Source organism: Clostridium sp. chh4-2, from assembly GCF_002899675.1.
Lineage (GTDB): Bacteria > Bacillota > Clostridia > Lachnospirales > Lachnospiraceae > CHH4-2.
In genome coordinates, this window is the sequence record NZ_PKUU01000022.1 from 35,213 (window position 1) to 55,990 (window position 20,778).

A 20,778-nucleotide genomic window follows, 5' to 3' on the forward strand; every position below is an offset into this window, starting at 1 on the left:
ATCACTTAGGGGCGTAACCCGAATCCCCTGTCTTTCTCAATGTCCGTCGCCCGCCCAGGTTTCCCCTTCTTTCCGGCGTTTCTTAGTTAAATAAAGATTTACACAACCGCCCCAAACTCCTCAATCTTCCGTTTCAAATAAAGCACTCTGTCAAAATCAGCCGCCGGAGGCAGCGTATCAGCTACAGAAAAAATCATATGATCCCCTCTCCCAATCGTCTCCATCGTCTCATCCACCAGCTTATAAAAATCCCCATCCGACATGGTGGACTGAAGTGTTGCGATGGAGGGGATTCCTCCCCAGATGGTAATCTTCTCTCCGAACACATCCCTGGTTTCTTTCAGCGACGTTTTTGTCATCGGGGCGGGGCAGATGGAATCGGCAATATCGAATCCCGATTTTACGTACAAATCCAGCAGTTTCATATTCTCACCGTCCGTATGGGTGGCGATAAATTTCCCCTTGCTGTGAGCGATATCGCTCTGGCGTTTCAGTTCGTCCACCACATATTCCTCAATCATATCCGGGGTTGTGAACATGAAATCGTAATTGGCGCCTGACAAGATTACCTCCGCCGGGCTGTTGACCGCAGCCTGGAAAAGCTTGTCGCAGAATGGATGAAGTCTTTTTGCCACATCCTGCATGGCTTCCGGATCATCAAAACGTTCCAGATAGAAATTTTCAAACGACATGAGTTCCTTAATCAGATAATGGCCTGCGGACGCCCACATGGCGGACAGCGCCACCGCTACTCCACGGCTGCCGATGTAATTTTCACGGTAATCCGCATATTTTTCATAGGTTGGAATTACTTCCGCATTATCGAATATATAGGCGATGGCGTCATAATCTTCATAGGATTTTACCGCGTGTTCTTTGTGCGCATACAGCACGATTCCGTCTCTCAGCATCTGCGGGGTGTAGACGACTCTGGTTGTTATGGTTCCCTTGGGCGTTTCGTAGGTCACTTTTAACTCCCCTTTGTCGTTACGCTCCTCTGTAATCTTCACATTGTGAAATATCACTTTCCACGGAGAAAGTTCCAGATCATAGATTCCCAATCCTACATGAAGATCGCCGTATCCGCCTTCCCTCCAGTTTTTAAAATTAGGAATAATGGAATGGTATCCGATTCCAAGATCGTCCACCATATCTCTCAGCGTTGCATTTTTATACTTATCCGGAAGCGTGTTGGTCGCCTCGTGGGCATAAAACCAGTTATCCAGACGCGGAACAAATGGAAGCAGATCCGTGGGTTCTCCTCTTAACGTCGCCAGAATTCTCTCTTTAACAGTCATATTTTCCCTCCATACAAGCACTCATTTAAATGATTCTTTCATTTAACGGCCTTCTGTTTTCTATCACTTTATGAGGCCAGTATATCAAATGCGGAAAGGAAATTCATTGTGGTTTGAAACCAATAATACCGTTAAATAACGTATCTCAATCCTAATCAGGCTTTGTCTACCTGTTTTGTTATGATCACGTCGCTGCCCAGTGAAAGCACATTGGGAAGAACAACCTGCCCCACCGTTACAGGCGCATTTACTTTCACCTTTTTAATCTGTTCCATCACTTCGAATATCTTTGCCTTAGGAATCGGACGGTTCAGCCTGACGCTGGCGAGCTCCATCTCTCCGCCCTCCACCAGAACCGAAGTTGCTATATTTCTCATGGGATTGGTCAATTCCTGAGTTACATAATCCTTTCCTTTGGGACAGTCATTGCCATTTACGGACAAAATCCTGCCGTCGGCAAACTCAGCTTCCACCTCGCATCCTTTGGGACACATAATGCATGTAAATGTTCTCAGCATATCACCCTCACCTCCAGATTATCCTTCTCATTCAACTGCTCTGCTTTTACAGGAATTTGTATCATCTCAGCCGGAAGGGCTTTTTTCATCTTTTTACTCCGGATCACCCGGTCTCCCTGAACCATCTCAATCGTGCAGTCCTTCATCGGCTTTCTCACACGGAAAGACAGCTTAAAATCACTGGTTCCGCTTATCTTCTGCGGTATGGTATGGGTAATGTTACTGTCCGTGACAACGTTAAGGTTACATGGAATCAGACTGTTTTCCTTCACATAACGGGCGGCCGAATCAGCCAGGCCTTCCGCCTCCAGGGAAACAAAATCCACCAGATCATGCACCTGCAGTACATTTCCTGCGGCAAAAATGCCCTCAACATTGGTTTGATAATGCTCATCCACCACAGCCCCTTTGCTCCTGTCATCCAAAACTACTCCGGCGGAGAGAGACAGTTCATTCTCCGGAATCAAGCCTACCGACAGAATCAGCGTATCACAGACATACTCCTTTTCAGTTCCCGGAACCGGCTGCATATGATCGTCTACTTCTGCTACAGTAATTCCCTCCAAACGGTCTTTCCCCTTGATCTCCGTCACCGTATGGCTTAAATACAATGGAATCTCATAATCATTCAGACACTGTTCAATATTTCTCGGAAGCCCGCTGGGATAAGGCTGGATTTCAAAAACCGCCTGCACATGAGCACCCTCTAACGTCATACGCCGCGCCATGATCATTCCGATATCTCCTGAACCTAAAATCACCACTTCTTTCCCCACCATCTTATTGTGCAGATTGATGTAGGATTGTGCGACTCCGGCTGTGTACACTCCGGCCGGCCTCTGTCCCGGAATGCTGATGGCTCCTCTGGTGCGTTCCCTGCATCCCATGGTGAGAATCACCGCTTTTGCCTGGTATTCCATCATTCCTTCCTTAGAAACCGCATATACTTTTTTATCCTCTGTCACATCAATGACCGTGGCATCTGTTATATAGGGAATTTTAAGTTCTTCCACCTGATCGATAAACCGCTTTGCATATTCCGGCCCGCTGAGAGTTTCTTTAAACCGGGTCAGGCCGAAACCGTCGTGAATGCACTGTCTTAAAATTCCGCCCAGGCTGTGTTCCCGTTCCAATATCAGAATATCCTTGATGCCCTGACGGTATAGTTCCACGGCTGCTGCCAGCCCTGCCGGGCCTCCGCCGATGATAATTACATCTACCTGTTTCATATTCTACCTGACCTTTCCTGTAAACATATATGAATTGGCTTTTGAATATCGGACATCTGTTTCCGGTATTCCCAGTTCTTTTTCAATCAACCCGGTAATCCTGGTTTCGCAGTAGCCGCCCTGGCAGCGCCCCATGGTCGCTCTCGTGCGGTTTTTAATCCCCGTCACCGTATGTACGCCCAGCGGATTGTGAATGGCCTGTAAAATCTCCGCTCTTGTGACCGATTCACAGCGGCAGATGATCTCGCCGTAATCCGGATTTTCTTCAACAGCCTTTTTCTGTTCCTCATGGTTCATCTCACTGAAGCGGCGGATTCCCTTTCTGCGTGGGTTAAAATTGGGATTTGGCGCAGCATTTTCCTTTTCCAGAAGACGTTTTACCGCTCTCCGGGCCAGCGGAAGTGCGCTGGTCAGTCCGGGCGATTCAATTCCGACCAGATTGACCGCCCCCGGATGATCATCATCGGATTCCAGCAGGAAATCCAGGATTTCTCCCGTTTCCGGGTCATAACGTTTCCAGCGGATTCCGGCGAAATTACGGATATAATACTCCCTCTTAATCTGGTCAAACATCTTGCTTCCGTCCACTACCAAACCGTCCAGATGTTCTTTTGTAACACCATAATCTTCTCTGTCGTCCGTAACATAAGAATCCGGGCCAATCAGAACATTTCCATCAATTGTAATCGTTGCATGGGTCGCAAATCCGCCCTTTTCATTGGGCGCCGGATAAACGGGGACGGACAGTTTCTGCCCCGCTTTTTTATCCAGGACAAAATATTCACCTTTAAATCCTTTTACCGGATAATAGGGAAATCCCAGCATTTCGGAGATTTCCGAAGCGTACATGCCTGCGCAGTTAATCACCCAGCGGGTTTCATAATGATGGGGCTCAGGCCGGTTTATCCCGTTTTGGCATTCGGTATCTATTTTGTAAATTCCATCTTTTCGTTCAATGGAAACCACTTTTTCTCCAAAGAGAAATTCCACGCCGTTTTCACAGGCATTTTCAGCAAGGGCAATGTTGTACTGAATGGGGTCCAAGATTCCGGACATAGGGGAATACATGGCAAATTCTCCGCCCGCGCTGGGATCGATCTCCTTCATCCGCTCTTTGTCTATGATTTCCAGGCCCTGAACGCCGTTCTGTTCTCCGATGGCTTTATATTTCAAAATATTTTTCATGTCCTGTTCCGTAAAGCCAACCACCAGCTTTCCGGTACGGCGAAACGGCACGTCCAGTTCCTCTGCCACCTTATCGAACTCCCTGTTTCCTTCCACCGCACATTCCGCTTTTAAAGAACCCACTTTATAAGTGAATCCTGCGTGCACTACTCCGGAATTGCGTCCGGAATTGCCGGCTGCCACATCCAGTTCCTTTTCCAAAACTGCCGTTTTCAGCTGGTATCTGGACAGTTCCCTGGCAACAGCCGATCCTACCGCTCCGGCCCCTATTACCATTACATCATAAGAATTCATACGTTCCTCCATTTTCCCTGCCGGTATTATTCTGATATTCTTTGGTTCCGGCAGCATCTGATAACAAAAAAGAAGCTATGATTTATATTTATCACAGCCTCTTTTGACTTACAATACTAGTCTCACGAAAGGATCTAATTCCACCCTATTTCTCTTTAAAAAGTACAAATTTGTACCTTGCCATTCTCACCCTTCATCCAGACGGCTGATCCGGTCCTGATTTAAAACCAGGTGGGCCAGCATGGCATCGTAAGCGTCATTGCAGCGGTGGCGTGCAATGGCCTCGAAAATTCTCCGGTGGCCTTCCAAAGTCTTCTCACCCAGACGGTTCATGGTCATATTTTCCTGAAGCAGGATGGTTTGATGAATCGAAGGCAAAAGGTTATGTACCACCAGATTCCTGCTGCATCCGGCAATCAGTGTATGGAATTCCATATCCAGCTCATAATACCGTTCTCCACTGTTGAATGCCGCCTCAGCTTTTCGGCAATTTTCTTCCAATGCCTTTATTTCATCAGCATTTGCATATTCAGCCGCCATGGATGCCATCTTGGGTTCAATCATCAGCCGGATCTGGATCAGATCTTTTACCAGCTTCTTTTTATCACAGATCAGGGACAAGCCTAATGGGTCCTCCGTCAGCCCCAGGCGGGAGGATACAAAGGTACCGGAACCGCGTTTGACTTCCAAAACATTTCTGCTCACCAAGATGCGGATCGCCTCCCGGACGGTGTTGCGGCTCACCTCGAATTCTCCGGCCAGATCAATCTCATTGGGGAGCTTAGCTCCCACCCTGTAATTGTTTCGGTAAATCATATCGGAAATGGCATCGGCCGTTTTTTCCGGCAGGGGCTTATAGTTGATTTTAGACATTTCTGTACTCCTTCTCAAACTGCATCGTTACTTACTATTATATTCCACATCCGGCTGTTTTTAAATATGAAACTTCATCTTATCCGCTTCTGCAGCTAATGCCCTGTATTTCAATGTCTGTATTTCTTATACCTTGATTACTGTTTTTGATGACTTTGCAGAATTTTACAACGCATTTATATGCAGGATTTAAAAATATTATATAATAGCAAAAAACAGTTGATCTCAGCTCCATTTGGGTATATTATATAGTCATATCAAAACATATGTTCGATCCAAAAAGTGACAGGAGGAAAGGATTCTGGTGCGACTCTGGTGCGATGATAAGTAAGAGACTTGGCATTTCCTATCTCTTCTCATACCCATAGCATTAGTTTCCATATAAGTATTATGAAAGAATACATCTGTAAAGTGCAGTCTCCGGCAGGCCTCATCACCTTATCCAGCGACGGCCAGAACATCACCGGCCTGTGGCTGAAAGCTCAAAAATATTACGGCTCCACCTTAGGCAGCGACGCGGTGGAACAGGAACTTCCGGTATTTAATCAGGCCCGTGAATGGCTCACCTGTTATTTCAAGGGCATAGAGCCCGATTTCATTCCTCCCCTCGCCCCTAAAGGCAGCCCCTTCCGCCAACAGGTCTGGAAGATTCTGGAGGCGATTCCTTACGGCAGCTATATCACCTATAAAAGCATTGCGGATGAGATGGAAAGAAAAACAGGGAAGAAACAATCGGCCCAAGCCGTAGGCGGAGCGGTCAGCCACAATCCTATTTCCATCATGATCCCTTGTCACAGAGTGGTCAGCGTGAGCGGAAGCCTGACCGGGTATGCGGGTGGGATCGATAAAAAGATTCAGTTGCTGAAGTTGGAAGGAGTTTCCATGGAGGGATTGTTTGTTCCGAAAAAAGGGACGGCGCTGTAAAACACGCTTTTGGTTATCTCACAACCCCTGTAACTAACGCCACCGCCAATATCAGCAGATTCGTCACCGTCTGCACTGTCACTGCCTCTTTACAGTACTCATCCACATCGATTTCCAGCAGTCCTACGCCCACATGGGTGGTTGCCGTAAACGGCGATGATCCCGTAGCCAAAGACATATTGCAGACAAACGGCGCGATCACATCCGTACCTGCCAGACCGAACTTGGTACCTATGGAGATCAGAACAGGATACATGGAATTATAGATTTTATTCGGCATGAACCTGATCACCACGATCATAACCGCCGCCAGAACAATATGTATATACCGTGTTAGGAACACCGGGAAATTTCCAACGATGGAAGACGCCAGTGCGCTCACCATATCCGTATCCTGGAAAATACCGATAAAGATGGAAATTCCAATCAGCATAAACATCGTATTATAGAACCGGTTTCCTGCCTTCCCAAGAAGCTTCTGATATTCCTTAGGTTCCGGATAATTCAGCATAAGCGTAATAAATGACGCCGCAATAAATATAAGATAGCTCGGCACCCGGTTGGCTGCCAGCATCGCAATCACACCCAGGAACACGACAAAATTAACCCAGAAAAGTTTCGGACGCTCCATGGAGTCTTCCTTTGTTCCGCTTTCACCATCTGCTTCAGACCATTCCACAGATTTAAGCCCGCCGTCTTTTTTATGTCGGTATCCAAAATACACCCATTGAAGGACAATTGCCGGAATGAAGCAGAAGGCAACCGGGATCAGCCGCCTGGATAATTCCATGGCATCCACGCCTGCAAATACGGAAGAGTTGACAACCGCAATCCCCCAAGGCACGAAACACATTGCCGCAATAGATGTCTGAGCAATAATCATCGCCGCTTTTCTATTAAAATTCATTTTTTTGTAAATCGGCATCATAATTGGAAATACAATCAGATAGGCAGTTACTATCGTAGCTGTGAGCATGCTGACCGCTGCAATCGCTGAGGTCATAATCATCACCGCATATACGTTCAGGCTGCCCTTGGAAAACTTCAAAAGCTTTTTAATCAATATGGTAAACATCCCGGTTTCGCTCAGCATGGTAAAATAAATCATGGCGAAAAAGCACATATATCCCGCCGCTTTCATAGAACGGTTGATGGAATTAACCGCAATGTCCCCTATATCCTGTATGCTGTATCCGATCAGCAGTGCACAAATAACCGGAACGATGCACAATGTAAACTGCATTGGAATCTTTTTAACAAATACAGATAATATAACAATGGATACCATTAAAATGGCTGCTAACGTAATATTCATACTGACCTCTCAATCCGCCGCTTGGGCAATTTCCACTTTTTTTCCTTCATAGTACAACGTTCCATTACTTACGTCTTTTCTGAACTTTGTAAACCATTCATCCCATATCATACGGCATTCCGAAGGCCAGATTGCATGTGTTTTTGTTCTCGTTTCCACCAAATGCAGCAGTACAATCCCTTCTTCCGTCTTAAACAGATAATGGATAAAATTTCCATCCTCATAGCTGCAGTTCTTACCATTTCCCATAAATGTATAACTGCTCCAGTTCTTGTCCAGATGGTAGGTTTCACACCAGTAGTCGATCAGTTTCTTTGCCTCTTCCGTGGAAAAGCCTCCCGGAAAAATCCGGTCTTCCATACCAAGATTAGCCATAATCGGCACAATGGAACCTTTGACCGGAGGCAGAGGTTCATCCATCTTATTAATGTCCTTTGCCGAAACCGGAGCCACTGCTGCAAAATAATCCGGTCTGTATGCGGCGCATCCCCAGGTCATCATCCCTCCTGAAGACTGCCCGCTGGCATAAATGCGGCTGGTATCCACACAGTAATTCTCTATCAGCCATTGATAGAGATAATCCAGGAATACCATATCGCTGGGAAATTCTTTTCTGGCGTCCGCCGTGTTCCACCTGCTTCTGAACATGGCATTGGTCATCACATGGCCCGCACGTCGCGCCACATTGTCATTGGATGCACTTGGACAGATCAAAATAATGCCATTTTCCTCTGCCACCTTTGCCCATCCCGACCGGTCTGCGATCTCATCTCCGCTTCCTCCCGCTCCGTGAAACAGGAATACGGCAGGAGCAGGTTTTTCCTTATCCACACTTTTCGGAGCATAGACCCACCATATCCGGTTGTAATAATCAGAACCACCCTCTTCATATCCTCCCGGAACATTGGCGCTGAATTTCTGAAATCCTCTTTCATAGATATTTTGATTGTATCTGAGTGCTCCGTTTTCATTGCCTGCATAACGCCAGACTCCACAAAACAGATGATCATAGACCTTTTTGCAGAATTCCTTTCCCATGCACTCAGTCCAGTTTTTTTCCGATACAAGGACTTTGGCACACCAGTGCTCGTCGATGGTGCCTCCCTGCTGAGGCAGATATTCCATATCGGCGTATTCCGTCTTTCTGCCAATTTCCTCACTGTGATCCGCATGTTTATAATATGCAATCAGCCTTTCGGTTTTTTCTGTCTTTTCCTCACGAATAATCCATACCGGCATCTGAATTTCATTCATCCCTACACCCTTCACCGGCGATTCCATCTCACAAAGGCGCGTTTCTTCCTCCTTTGACAAGCCCTCAGTTCCAATCAGGCATACCGCCGCCCATCCCTTCGGATTATAAAGGCTCTGATAGGTCAGAATATCCGCAGCATCGTGATAGGCTGCCGCATAAAAATTGGACGGAAACGGACAAAACAGCGGCCTGCATCCCACATTCTCCCTCAGTTTATTAATATAGGCAGCCTCATCTTCCCGGCTCCCCCAGTTCCCGCCGTTTTCCGGCTCCATTAGAACGATGTAAAGGCCCTCTTCGTCGGCCTGATCCTTCCAGCCGCTTTCCGTTAAAAATTCATATGGATCCCAGCCGCCAGGAATCATCACAAATATAGTCGGCTGATTGTAAACGCTGTTTTCCGGTATATAAAACTTCGCTTTCCTTGTTATCCCCTCATTGACCACACAGTCAAAATCATAATAGCCACAGAGTACCTGGCGGTAATAATGATCTCTGTCCAAAGTCAGGCTGTCCGCCTGAGGCATGGTTTTTGCAGTCATCCCCATCTTCTTTTCACTCCTTATACCTTCTTAATTGTCTGCAGATTTCGATTATTATTATAAGAAATATTAATATATTATTTTGATTTCAGCGCTGTTTAACCAATACATTTTATAAATTTTTCTCTGCATTTCTTATATTTTACCCATATTTTCATAGGATTGACAAGCAGATTAAGCTCATATATAATTTAAGATAAATTCATATATAGATGCATTGCAGAAATGAGGTAAGATATGGATATTAAAATGTACGAATACCTTTTAGCTATCGCAGAAGAAGGAAACTTGTCTCGTGCTTCAAAACGGCTGGGAATTTCCCAGTCGGCATTAAGCCATTATCTAGTCAGTTTTGAAAACCAGATAGGGCAACCTTTGTTCGACCGGAGTACCAGATATTTATCTCCAACCAGTGTGGGGACGATCTATATCAATGCCGCTAAAAATATCACACGTATGAAAAAGCAGACCTATCATGCGATCGATATGCTGAAAAATCAATATACCTCAGAGTTGGTGCTGGGGGCTACCCCACATCTGGGTTCTGAAATCTATGCATACCTTTACAAGGAATTCTCCCCTCTCTATCCCCAGACGCGTCTGAGCATCAAAGAAGGCTATCTGATTTCTTTAAAGGATTCTCTGGAAAAAGATGAAATCGATTTTTTGATCGGTACGAATTCGGATTTTTCCAAATTAGAGGTGAATTTTCTCAAATTTGGAAGGCAGGAACTGCTGCTTACCGTATCCGAATCCCATCCCCTCGCGGCCAAAGCGGGCTCCGGGCCATCCGGAGGAACTGCGGACATCTCCTTAAAAGAAGTGAAAGACGTTCCATTTATTAAATCCGGGCCTGGTACCACATTGGCAGAGATAACGGATTCCCTATGCCAGGATGCGGGCATTTCTCCCACATATGTGTTTGAATCCTATAATACAGCCTTGGTCTGCGAAATGATCAGCTTAAACCAGGGAATCGGCCTGCTTCCTTCCACCCACGTATTCAAACATTCCGGCCTTAAATATTTTTCCCTGAAACCAAAAACATGGATATATGTAGGGCTGTATTACAAAAACGGCCGCCGCCTGTCCGAACTGGACAAGCATCTGATCTATCTCTGTTATCGGCAGACCGTCAAATACAGAACCCATCCTCATTTTCATCCGGATCCTTGTCCGGCGGTGCGGGATATAATCACACAGTTTGAAAAAATTTAGAAATGAGACTACTATGGATTTAAAACAATTGGAATATATCGTAACAATTGCAGAGGAAAAATCCTTTTCCAAAGCGGCCGGAAAACTATACATCTCTCAGTCAGCACTCAGCCAGTGTTTACACAGATTGGAGACTTTCGAAAAACTTCCTCCTCTGTTCCGTAAAGAAAAGAACGAACTCCTTCTCACTGATGCCGGAAGAATTTATGTCAACGGGGCTAAAACCATCTTAAATATGGCCGCTGAAGCGGATCTTGCGGCTCAAAAAAGATGCAGCACTATACGGATTTCTGTCGCTCCGATCTGTGAATTTCTCTTTTTGACAGAAGTCCTTCCCGGCTTTAAAAAACTGTATCCTGATGTTTCCCTCTCCATCCGGTATTATCATTCCGATACAGCAAAACAGCAGATCATCGAAGGCCAATTGGATCTGGCTGTGGTAATCGACCAGCTTCCAGACTATTCCCTGTTCCGTTCATTCCCCATCTATGAAGACCAGGTAATCTGGACCGCATCATCGATGATCTCCGGAAACTTTGGGGATCTTCCGGTCATCATGCCGCCTGCCGGTACCTTTTGGCGCAGAACCTGTGATGATATTTATTATCAGGAGGGGATAACCGGAGAGATATACTGTGAAACTGTGGATTTAAATATCATTAATACGCTGATTTCCAGATTACCCGCCACTTCCTTCCTGCTGAACAGCGCATATTTAAATACGAGCGACATGAAGAAACTCCCGCTTAAAAGAACTTATCCTTATTATATTACTGCAATTATGTCCCACACCGCTGCCGTCACCGGACCAATGGAAGATTTAACCGGGCTGATCCTTGAATTGATGAATCCGTTTAAAATAAAAAAAGGAACGGATTGGAGCGTGTACCGGCGGCCGGATATCCGATGAAACACGAAGACAGGGAAAAAGCCCCTGCGGTCCGGCATCAGAAACATAACTTCCAATGCCGCCCGCAGGAGCTTTTCCTGCTTTGATTTATTCAATTAACGAACTAAACAAGGTTTCTTAGGATCGAATTTCCATCCCGGAATCAGATACTGCATGCCGATAGAATCATCTCTTCCGCCCAGGCAGTTATCCAGATACAGCTGATGAGCTTTCTTAATCTGATCCATATCTGCTTCAACGCCCAAACCAGGTTTTTTCGGAACTGCCACGCAGCCGTCCACGATCTGAAGCGGTTCTTTAGTCAGTCTTTCCAGACCTTCCTGCCAGATCCAGTGGGTATCCAAAGCGTTGTATTCTCCAGGAACTGCTGCTCCTACCTGTGTGAACATAGCCAGGGAGATATCAAAATGGTTATTGGAATGAGAACCCCAGGTATATCCGAAATCATGGCACATCTGAGCAACTCTTACGGAACCGCTCATGGTCCAGAAATGAGGATCAGCAAGGATGATATCAACTGCCTGAGACTCTAAGGAGTGTCCTACTTCTCTCCAATCCGTAGCGATCATATTTGTAGCGGTTGGGAAGCCGGTGCGGCGTCTGAACTCGCTCATAATCTCTCTTCCTGAATAAACACCTTCTGCTCCGCATGGATCTTCGCAGTATGTAAGAATGCCCTGCATTCCTTTTACATATTCAACCGCTTCTTCCAGAAGCCATCCGCCGTTCGGATCTAAGTCGATTCTTGCATCCGGGAATTCCTTTTTCATCGCGCGGATTACGTCCATTTCTTCATTACCTGCAAGAACGCCGCCTTTCAGTTTGAAATCCTGGAATCCGTATTTCTCTTTCGTCGCTTTTGCAAATGCCACGATCTTATCTGCTGTTAAAGCCTCTTCATGACGGATGCGGTACCACTCACAGTCAGAATCAGGCTCAGAATCGTAAGGAAGGTCTGTTTTATTGCGGTCGCCTACAAAGAACAGATATCCTAACATTCTTACTTTATCTCTCTGCTGTCCTTCTCCAAGAAGTTCACATACTGGAACTCCCAGATGTTTTCCTAAAAGATCCAGACATGGAGCTTCAATTGCTGTTATTACATGAACACCGGTACGAAGGTCAAAGGTCTGATTTCCTCTTACGTCAACTTCGCCCTTGGAATCCAAATATCTCTTTACTTTTAATAAGGTGCTCTTATATTCAGAAATCTTTGTTCCTTCTACAATTGAGATGCATTCTTCCAGAGCTTTTGTGATCTTCTGGCCGCCAGGTACTTCTCCAACGCCTGTCTCACCGTTATCTGCATGAAGAACTACGATATTTCTTGTAAAGTATGGTGAATGCGCCCCGCTTAAATTTAATTCCATACAATCTTTTCCGGCCACCGGATAAACTTCCATCTTTGTAATTGTTGGTACCATAATGTCTTCTCCTTTTCTTTTCCCCATTCGTCTGGTATAATTTACTAAGTTGTTATGTATTTATTGTAGTTTAGTTTAGTCAAAAAAGCAAATTCGCAGATGTGATGGCTGGCATCACATTTACTAATACCTATTTACATAAAGGGTGAAGGCATTTTCCAAAAAGCCTTCACGTTTTATGTAAAACCCGAAGGCATTTCCGAAAATGACCTCACCCTTTTATGTAAAACGTGAAGGCATTTCGAAAAATGCCTTCACCCTTTATGTAAATTCTAAAGAAAGGATTCCCCCTCCATGGACACCAAATACCTCACCTACATTCTGGAAATAGCCAAACAGCGCAGCATCACCAAAGCTGCCAACAACTTATACGTCTCCCAGTCCTCTCTGAGCCAATACCTCTCCAAATTAGAGACAGAAATGGGAACTCCGCTATTTACCCGCACCAAAAACGAGCTGATCCCCACCCCAGCCGGCCAGCTCTACATCGAAGCGGCCAAATCAGTTATCCAGATTCAAAAACAGCTGTACCAAAACGTCTCCTCCCTTTCCCAGACAGGCCAGATTCAGGTAGGGATCTCTTCTCAGTGGGGAATCGATGTGATGACCGATATCCTTCCTGCTTTTAAGCAGAAATTTCCGCATATCACCATCAAAATCCATGAAAGCAAATATAACCAGCAGGTTCAGCTCCTGTCAAGCGGCAAATTGGATATGGCGGTGATGGCAGTCAGCGACTTGGCGGAATTTCCTTATACTTATGAATTTTTGAGAAAAGAAGAGATTCTCTTTGCAATTCCAGACAGCCACCATTTTCACATCAGCCATCCGGACGCGAAAGAAATCTCCATTCCCGACCTGATCCGGATCTTTAAACAGGAAAGTTTTATCCTGTCGGCCGAAGGTTCCACGCTTCGCCAAAGCACGGACGCCATTTTCCGATCCCATTATTTTAAGCCGATCAGCGTCTGTGAAGTCAACAGCAACCTGGCTGCACAGCGGCTCGTATCAAAGGATGTGGGCATCGCATTTATTCCGGTATCCTATAAAAACAGCGAACCGGGAATCGTATATCTTTCCCTTAGTCCAAGATTGTATCGGGACAATGTAATTGCATTCAGAAAAGGGCTGAACATAACAGAAACAGAGGAATACATGATCCATTCGATCAAACAGCATCCTCTGTTTCAATAAATTATTGTTTTTTATTGGCTTTTATAACGTATGGCACCTCTGCCAGCAGCATACAGCTCCATCCGGCCATGCTGGCGTAGGCTACAGCCGGCAGCCCGATTACAGGAACCAGGAAATATACGAAAATAACTCTTATGGTGATCTGGATCAGCGTTGCGATCAGAGTGATGGTCATATTGCCCAGCCCTCTGCAGTATCCCTGCAGCCCATTGGTAAATCCGGGGAAAATGTAGAACAAAGCCATCAGTCCCAGATATTTCACTCCCATACTCACGGCATCATCATTGTCCAAAAACAGACGGATAATGGGCTCCCGAAACAGCCAGATCATGATACAGATAAAAATCCAATAGCAAAATTCCAGGGTCAGACCATGAGTCAGGCCCTTTTTCATACGCTCCGGCTTCTTGGCCCCACGGTTTTGAGATACAAAGGTCATCATACCATGAGAAATGCTCTGTTCCGGAGTCAGCGCAAAATCGTCCACACGGTTTACCGCATTGAAAACCGCGATAGCATTGACGCCAAGGGAATTGATGCTGCCCTGGATGAGCAGCTTTCCGATTGGCTGGCAGGACTGCTGAAGGGCTGTCACCGCACCGTTTTGTATGGTCAGCTTCAGCATCTGCTTATCCATCTTCAGATCCCGCATTCCCAGCTTCAGCATGGGCACATGGCGGAAAACGTAGATAAAGCACATCAGAGCGGAAATGCATTCGGCGATAATTGTGGCCATAGCCGCTCCCACCACTCCCATATGTAAAATGGCAATAAAGATAAAATCCAGACACCCGTTAAGAACTGAGGCCATCGCCAGGAATTTAATGGGCGTTTTGGAATCTCCTACACTTCTCATAGCCGCCGAGTAGGCATTATATGCAAATGTAAACGGCATTCCCCAGAATATGATCCTCAGATACAGCGTTGCCATAGGAAGAATGTCCTCGGGCACATGAAGAAGTTTTAAAATCCCCTCCGAACACAACTCCCCGAATATCACAATCAGCACGGAAAAAATAATTCCCAGCATCATGGTCGTGGACACGGCTCTCTTTAATTTATCCATCTCTTTTGCGCCGAAAAAGCTGCTCATCAAAACCGATGCGCCGATACAGATACCCGTAATGCCCAGAATCACGATATTCATGACCGGATTGGCCGTACCTACCGCAGCCAGCGCCTCTGTTCCTATAAATTTACCAACAATAATGGAGTCCACCGCATTATAAGTCAGCTGAAACAGATTTCCCAATATGAGTGGAATGGAAAACCGGATCAAATGATTGTTAATGCTTCCGGTGGTCATATCTCTAACCATAGTCTCTCTTCCTTTTCTATCATTTTCCGTAACTGATAAGTCATTACGAATTAAGTATAATAGAGCTTTCTCCATTTTAATATCTATTTTTATAGCGAATCATTTCATTTTGAAACATTTTTATGTCCCTGATTCAATTTTCTCCACAAAGTGCTGTGACCGATTCCCAGCCTTTTTTCCACCCGGGACTGGTTCATTCCTTCCAGTGCCATCACCTGACCGATCACCCTTTTCTCAATTTCTTCTAAGCTTCCGCTCAAATCAATGGGCATTACCTGAGTCCCTTCCCAGGCGGCCTCCTCTTTGAGCACTCTGCGCACGTCTTTTTCCCTGATAAAAATACCGTTTCTGGAAAGAGCCAGATGATTCATCACCCGCATGAACTGCCTTAAATTTCCTGGCCACTCATATTCCTCCAAAAGTCTCAGCCCGGCCTGTTCCATGCCTGCGGTATAATTCCCCCCGGACATATCCATTTTCCCCAGACAGATGCTGACCATATTGGTGATCTCCGTGGAAAAACAGTGGAGCGGCTTCAGATCGATCCGCACCTCGTCGAGAATAGAAAGAAGTGGACGGATCACCGTTTTTCCCGCTTCGCAGGCGTCAATGGCCGGCTCGCAGGATGCCATCAGCTTGATCTCCTTATTTCGTTCCAAACGTCTTAAAACGCGCACCAGCCCCTTTTGTCCTATGTGGCTCATGGTATCGATGTCCTCTAAAAACAGGATTCCTCCTTCCTTTTGGAACAACTCCTCCAAAAGGTCGCCTAATGCCTTAAAGTCCTGGCTGTCCGGGACGGAATTTGTATCCATACGGACAAATATTCCCTTTTTCCTCCTGCTATAACAACAGCACAGATAACCGGCGTCATCCTTGCAGGTTCCGTCCAGCCCGCAGATGGTCGTAGGAAACGGGGTCTGGCTGTAGTCTTTTATCATATCCGCCTGGCTCTTCGGAAATACGGTGTGGACATCGTCAAAAGACATTTCTTCCATGTCCTTGATTATCAGATATTGAAGGCTTTCCTGCCACGCTTTCGGCAGACGCCCCTTGCCTTCCGTCTCCGGTACAGAAGCAATCGGTACAGACGCGGCCGGTACAGAATCAGCCGGTACAGACAGAGAAACCGGCTCCTTCCCTTCCTTATAGCCTTCCTGCTGTCCCGCTTCCCTGAGGTAAGAGCAAAGGCGCAGCGTTTCTTCCACAGCATCCCTCACCCCCTCCGGTCCGCTGGTCAGCAAAAGGCTGTTCAGTCCGTGACCGGAAGCGCAGCTGTACACAATATGATCTCCTACTACCAGCTCATATCCTTCTTCCTTCAGTTTCAGAATCATACCTTCCACCTGGACGTGCTCATGGTAGCAGAATGTTGTCACATCGCTTTCCAACAGCCTTCCCATGCGTTCAAATTCCTCCGCCAGGTTTTCAGACGCCAAAAATGCCTTCTTTCCTTGGTATCCCTCCGTCAGTTTCAATACTCTCAGCATGTCAAATGCCGTAATTCGGATCTCTATTACCGGAAGCCTCGTTATGGCTCGGCAGACTGCCGCTGTCCCGCCGCGGGTAATGACCGCACTATAGCGGCCGTCCGCATTTACACGTCTCAGAATTTCAGGGGCCTTCTGATAATTTCCTACATAAACATCGATACCGCTGTAACCATTTTCTTCAATAACAGAGAGCGCAACTTCCTTTAAGCCCGTGTATGGGGCGATCAGTAAAAGCATAGGACACCTCCTGGTCTTTCCTATATTATATAGCTTAATGATGAATAATCAATGTTTATCCTTCATCTTGGCTATAATTCAGAAAAACAAGCCCTATCACAAAAAGCAGCAGAGTGCCGGACACCCGACACTCTGCAAATCAAATCATTTTCTCAATACCTGAAACTTATTTTGTCAATACCACTTCTCTGGTCTGACCGTCGATGCAGTCCAGTTCAATAACCGTCTGGCCGCCTTCCGACTTCACAACCCTGATTCCTTCCTGTTCTCCTGACAATTTCCATTCTCCTTTTAACGTGACAACGGTTGTCTTGCCGATGCTGGCCGTTGTGGCCGTATCTTCTTCCATCGTCTGATTCGGTAATTTAGGCAGTCTGAGATCCGGATCGCTCATGCTGAATACGATCTTATCGGCTCCATCCTCCTTAATCATCACCATTACCGGAGTATCCGCGGAAGCAAGAATTCCCTGTTCGATTGGCTGGTCTGTCTTAAATACCGCATATGCCGTGGTATTGGATGGAATGTGTTTTATAATATGGGCATTGTCGTCCTTTTGCAGCACTTCATATGTTTTTCCATCATACTGTTCCATCTTCTCAGGAGTTGTCTGCACTTTGATTACATATTCGTAACCTGCATTTTCCGGCGCTTTTCCGTGGCCGATCCAGGCCGTCGTATATTCGCCCTGAGTCTCGTCTTTATCCAGTTCATCTTTAGAAGTCTGTGTATTCCTGATGATGTGGATGCCTTCCGCCTTAGGAATATAATAACCGTTTCCGTATGGGTCCATCATCCAAACCGTTTCGCCCTGGGTAAATGTCTTTTCATAAGGATATTCTGTAATCGGTTCCGTGCTGTTCAGATAGAACGGCATGGCCGTATCCCCATTTAAACCGGACTGGAACAGCGTTGTCTCTGTTTCATGGTCCTTATCCGCATTTTGAATGCCGGAACCTAAGCAAATGATCTCGTCATCAAAGAAAAATGAGGATTTATTGGCATAAAAAGATGGATCATACTGGGTATCGTGCAGCTGCATGGAGAACATTCCGTTTTGTCCCCGGCTGCTCACTCCGCCTAAAAATGTCTGGTCTGAGAAGCTGCGGTGGGCATAATCATTCACCTCGCTGGAAAGCAGATCGAACGGCAGATACTTTGTGGTTGCGCCCGGAACACGGTTCCAGTCCCAGCCGTCTTGTACTGTGATTCCATTTTCCGCCGGGGTGCTTTCAGACATGATCTGCAGTGCTCCATAGGAACAGTATCTTCCGTATACATTTTCTTTCTTCGTTCCGCCCGATTCATAATCCCAGACATACTGGCTCCAGCCCTTCTGGTTCACCATCCAGTCATCCCGCCTGTGGATTACCATGCCGCCATAGGGCATCGTAAAGAATCCCTGCGGCTCTTCTCCCGCCGGAAGTCCCTGATCCAATAAATCAAACACCAGCTCCAAACCTCCTATGGTATCGATATAGCTGATGCCGGCCCTGCACTTGCTAAACCGTTTTTTCAGCGCGCTGCTGTCCGGATTCCAAAGCCTCATAAAGATTCCTGCCATGTCCTTATCGATCTCATCCCCTGTAACCGGGTCTCTCGAAAGCGCCATATATGCATAGGCCGGAAGGATTTCGCTGACAATCCCCGTCTGCTTCGGAAATCTTCCTGTCAAACTTTGAGGAAGATTGTAATCCTTTGTCATCACATCAACTGCTTCCAAAGCTCCTTTTAAATTCTCCTGTGAGGTCTGATCCAGTTCAAATACGGTGTCATGCAGCAAATAATTGATCACCGCCGCCATATGGTAACCATGAGGCGCATAGGCGCTCACATAGATTCCTCTGTGGTGGAAGCCTGTGTAATCCGGTTTAATGGTTCCTGCGAAGTTGGGATTCAGCTCCAATGCGCTTTCCACCCACTCTCTGTATGCATTGATAGCCTGAACCTTTTCCGGTGTGTCCTCCATGGCCATAGCATAGAGCAGCCTGTATAAAAAGTGGGTCCGCATTTCATCCGCCGTGGTTTCGGTATAATCCACTTTATATTCTCCATACACCTTGCCGAAATCCGTATACCAGTTCATCGCGCCGATTTCCCGGTCAAAACGTCCCGTTTCTTTCAGTTCTTCCCTCATGAGGTAAACAGCCACAAAATATCCGGACGACCGGTTGGTTTCATGGTCAGGCGTTCCCAGGCCGCTGCCTTCCGCCCAGCCCTGGTCATGGTAATAGTCAAATAAGGTCATCAGTTTCTCAAAACTCTCCATGTTCTGATTCAATTTATAATCAAATACCAGCGGCAAAAAGATTTCTGTGGAAACTTCTGATCCAAACTGTTTTCCCATTTTAATATAAGGCGAACGGCTGGCAAATAAAGGCACTCCTGTGATTGATCCGTCCTCATGGCGTTTGATTTCCAAGGTCTCGTAATCTTCAAGCCCCTCTTTTATATAAGCGTCCAATGCCTCTTTACGCATCTCCATAGGGCCCTGTCCGCTATACCGGCCGGTTCCATAGACCCATTCATCAAACCGTTTTTCGATGGTTTTAATGTCTGCCAGCTCTTCTTCCGTCAATGGCGTCAGTTCCGTACGAGGTTTTTGCTTGATATAGTAATAGCCTCTCTCCCATGTGCCTCCAAGCCCCCCGTTGGAATTGGCACGTTGGATCGGTATCTGATAGTCCTGCGCCCGGCACCAGTGTAAGTTATTCACAAATTCCACAAGATCCAGATACAATTCTCCCTGTTTCACGCTTTCAGGAGATACAATTTCCATCTGCTCAATGGTTACCGGCTGCTCTCCTTTAAATTCCGGGTTGACCGCATCCATCTTAAAATCAATCCACAGGGCGCGCCAGCCTTCAAAATCCAGATAATAATCAAATGTATACGCCGGATTTCCCTCTGCAATCTGGGACTGGGTGCCCAGGTTCACGGTTAATTTGTCCTTTATCGGAGTTTCATTATAGACCCATGCGATGAGCCCGCCGTGTTCTGTCTCACTTGCCACATCCATATTGACTTCGTTGAGTGCGAGAAGGCTTCCTCCTGATTCCCACTGCCACTTCAACGATGTTTTTTCGTGTTTATAGTGTTTATCTGAAATTTCCAGGTTTCCGGAAACTGCGCTCCAATTGTCCGGCACTCCCCCTTCAAATGACTGAATGTGCTCCGGCACTCCCCCTTTGTTGCCTTTGGGCACTTCCTTCGCCTTCTCCTCCTTCTTAGCGGCGGAAGTTTCTTGTGTTTTTGCTGCCTCAGATGTCTGGACAGTCGTCTGTCCCTCAGCCGCCGCGGTGGTTCCCGCCGTCTCCCCGGCTGTGCAGCCTGCCAATGAAGCCATTGCAGCATATGCCACGGCAACCGCAAGCAGTTGTTTTGCTTTTTTCTTCAAAACTGCGTCCTCCTTTTTGGTAATTTGAGCCGAAAGTCTCAACAGGTACTGGCGCCTTTCTCCCGTTTTGTTCCCTCCATTCACCCCGTCGGGTGATGGGAACGGACAAACTTTCTGACAACTACATTTTTAGAGTAACATGATTTTGAATACT

The 20,778-nt window shown here is 46.3% G+C and carries 15 protein-coding genes; 4 read left to right on the plus strand and 11 right to left on the minus strand.

The genetic code is table 11. The features are described from left to right. Window positions 1-98: 98 nt before the first annotated feature. The 5 genes from C0033_RS20140 to C0033_RS20160 all read right to left on the minus strand — a co-directional run bounded on the left by C0033_RS20140 (window position 99) and on the right by C0033_RS20160 (window position 5,397). A complete protein-coding gene (locus C0033_RS20140) occupies window positions 99-1,298 on the minus strand; it encodes a uroporphyrinogen decarboxylase family protein (RefSeq protein ID WP_103229703.1) in 1,200 nt (399 codons plus the stop codon). A gap of 155 nt (window positions 1,299-1,453) precedes the next feature. Next, window positions 1,454-1,816, minus strand: a complete 363-nt coding sequence (locus C0033_RS20145) for a DUF1667 domain-containing protein (RefSeq protein ID WP_103229704.1) — start codon at window positions 1,814-1,816, stop codon at window positions 1,454-1,456. After that, window positions 1,810-3,045 carry an FAD-dependent oxidoreductase gene (locus C0033_RS20150; RefSeq protein WP_103229705.1) on the minus strand — a complete coding sequence of 412 codons (1,236 nt, stop codon included), beginning with the start codon at window positions 3,043-3,045 and terminating at the stop codon, window positions 1,810-1,812. Before C0033_RS20150 ends, C0033_RS20145 begins: the two co-directional genes overlap by 7 nt. Window positions 3,046-3,048: 3 nt before the next feature. Continuing rightward, window positions 3,049-4,524, minus strand: coding sequence for an NAD(P)/FAD-dependent oxidoreductase (locus C0033_RS20155; RefSeq protein WP_103229706.1), 1,476 nt, complete (start codon window positions 4,522-4,524; stop codon window positions 3,049-3,051). A 186-nt stretch (window positions 4,525-4,710) separates the two neighbouring features. After that, on the minus strand, window positions 4,711-5,397 hold the full coding sequence (locus C0033_RS20160; RefSeq protein ID WP_103229707.1) for a FadR/GntR family transcriptional regulator: 687 nt from the start codon (window positions 5,395-5,397) through the stop codon (window positions 4,711-4,713). A 390-nt stretch (window positions 5,398-5,787) separates the two neighbouring features. Between C0033_RS20160 and C0033_RS20165 the strand changes: the two genes are divergently transcribed. Continuing rightward, window positions 5,788-6,321 carry a methylated-DNA--[protein]-cysteine S-methyltransferase gene (locus C0033_RS20165; RefSeq protein WP_103229708.1) on the plus strand — a complete coding sequence of 178 codons (534 nt, stop codon included), beginning with the start codon at window positions 5,788-5,790 and terminating at the stop codon, window positions 6,319-6,321. A gap of 13 nt (window positions 6,322-6,334) precedes the next feature. Here the strand turns inward: C0033_RS20165 and C0033_RS20170 are convergent, their stop codons facing one another. Together C0033_RS20170 and C0033_RS20175 are read right to left on the minus strand one after the other, a co-directional pair. Beyond that, window positions 6,335-7,636 (minus strand): SLC13 family permease, encoded by a 1,302-nt coding sequence (locus C0033_RS20170; RefSeq protein ID WP_103229709.1) that lies wholly within the window; start codon window positions 7,634-7,636, stop codon window positions 6,335-6,337. Window positions 7,637-7,645: 9 nt separating this feature from the next. Continuing rightward, complete coding sequence (locus C0033_RS20175; protein ID WP_103229710.1) at window positions 7,646-9,439, minus strand: prolyl oligopeptidase family serine peptidase; 1,794 nt, start codon at window positions 9,437-9,439, stop codon at window positions 7,646-7,648. Between the two features lie 231 nt (window positions 9,440-9,670). On the opposite strand from C0033_RS20175, the gene C0033_RS20180 reads away from it, so the two are divergent. Together C0033_RS20180 and C0033_RS20185 are read left to right on the plus strand one after the other, a co-directional pair. Further along, window positions 9,671-10,651, plus strand: coding sequence for a LysR family transcriptional regulator (locus C0033_RS20180; RefSeq protein ID WP_103229711.1), 981 nt, complete (start codon window positions 9,671-9,673; stop codon window positions 10,649-10,651). Window positions 10,652-10,664: 13 nt separating this feature from the next. After that, window positions 10,665-11,561 (plus strand): LysR family transcriptional regulator, encoded by an 897-nt coding sequence (locus tag C0033_RS20185; RefSeq protein WP_103229712.1) that lies wholly within the window; start codon window positions 10,665-10,667, stop codon window positions 11,559-11,561. A 95-nt stretch (window positions 11,562-11,656) separates the two neighbouring features. On the opposite strand, the gene C0033_RS20190 is transcribed toward C0033_RS20185, so the two are convergent. Further along, complete coding sequence (locus C0033_RS20190) at window positions 11,657-12,985, minus strand: enolase C-terminal domain-like protein (protein WP_103229713.1); 1,329 nt, start codon at window positions 12,983-12,985, stop codon at window positions 11,657-11,659. A 294-nt stretch (window positions 12,986-13,279) separates the two neighbouring features. Here C0033_RS20190 and C0033_RS20195 point away from each other — a divergent pair, with 294 nt between their 5' ends. Then, a complete protein-coding gene (locus tag C0033_RS20195) occupies window positions 13,280-14,179 on the plus strand; it encodes a LysR family transcriptional regulator (RefSeq protein WP_103229714.1) in 900 nt (299 codons plus the stop codon). 1 nt (window position 14,180) lies between these two features. Here the strand turns inward: C0033_RS20195 and C0033_RS20200 are convergent, their stop codons facing one another. From C0033_RS20200 to C0033_RS20210, 3 genes are all read right to left on the minus strand, one after another. Then, entirely contained in the window at window positions 14,181-15,497 is a 1,317-nt protein-coding gene (locus tag C0033_RS20200; RefSeq protein ID WP_103229715.1) for an MATE family efflux transporter, read from the minus strand. Window positions 15,498-15,601: 104 nt separating this feature from the next. Beyond that, entirely contained in the window at window positions 15,602-17,227 is a 1,626-nt protein-coding gene (locus tag C0033_RS20205) for a sigma-54-dependent transcriptional regulator (protein WP_103229716.1), read from the minus strand. A 166-nt stretch (window positions 17,228-17,393) separates the two neighbouring features. Continuing rightward, a complete protein-coding gene (locus tag C0033_RS20210; protein ID WP_103229717.1) occupies window positions 17,394-20,624 on the minus strand; it encodes a chondroitinase family polysaccharide lyase in 3,231 nt (1,076 codons plus the stop codon). Window positions 20,625-20,778: the final 154 nt, after the last annotated feature.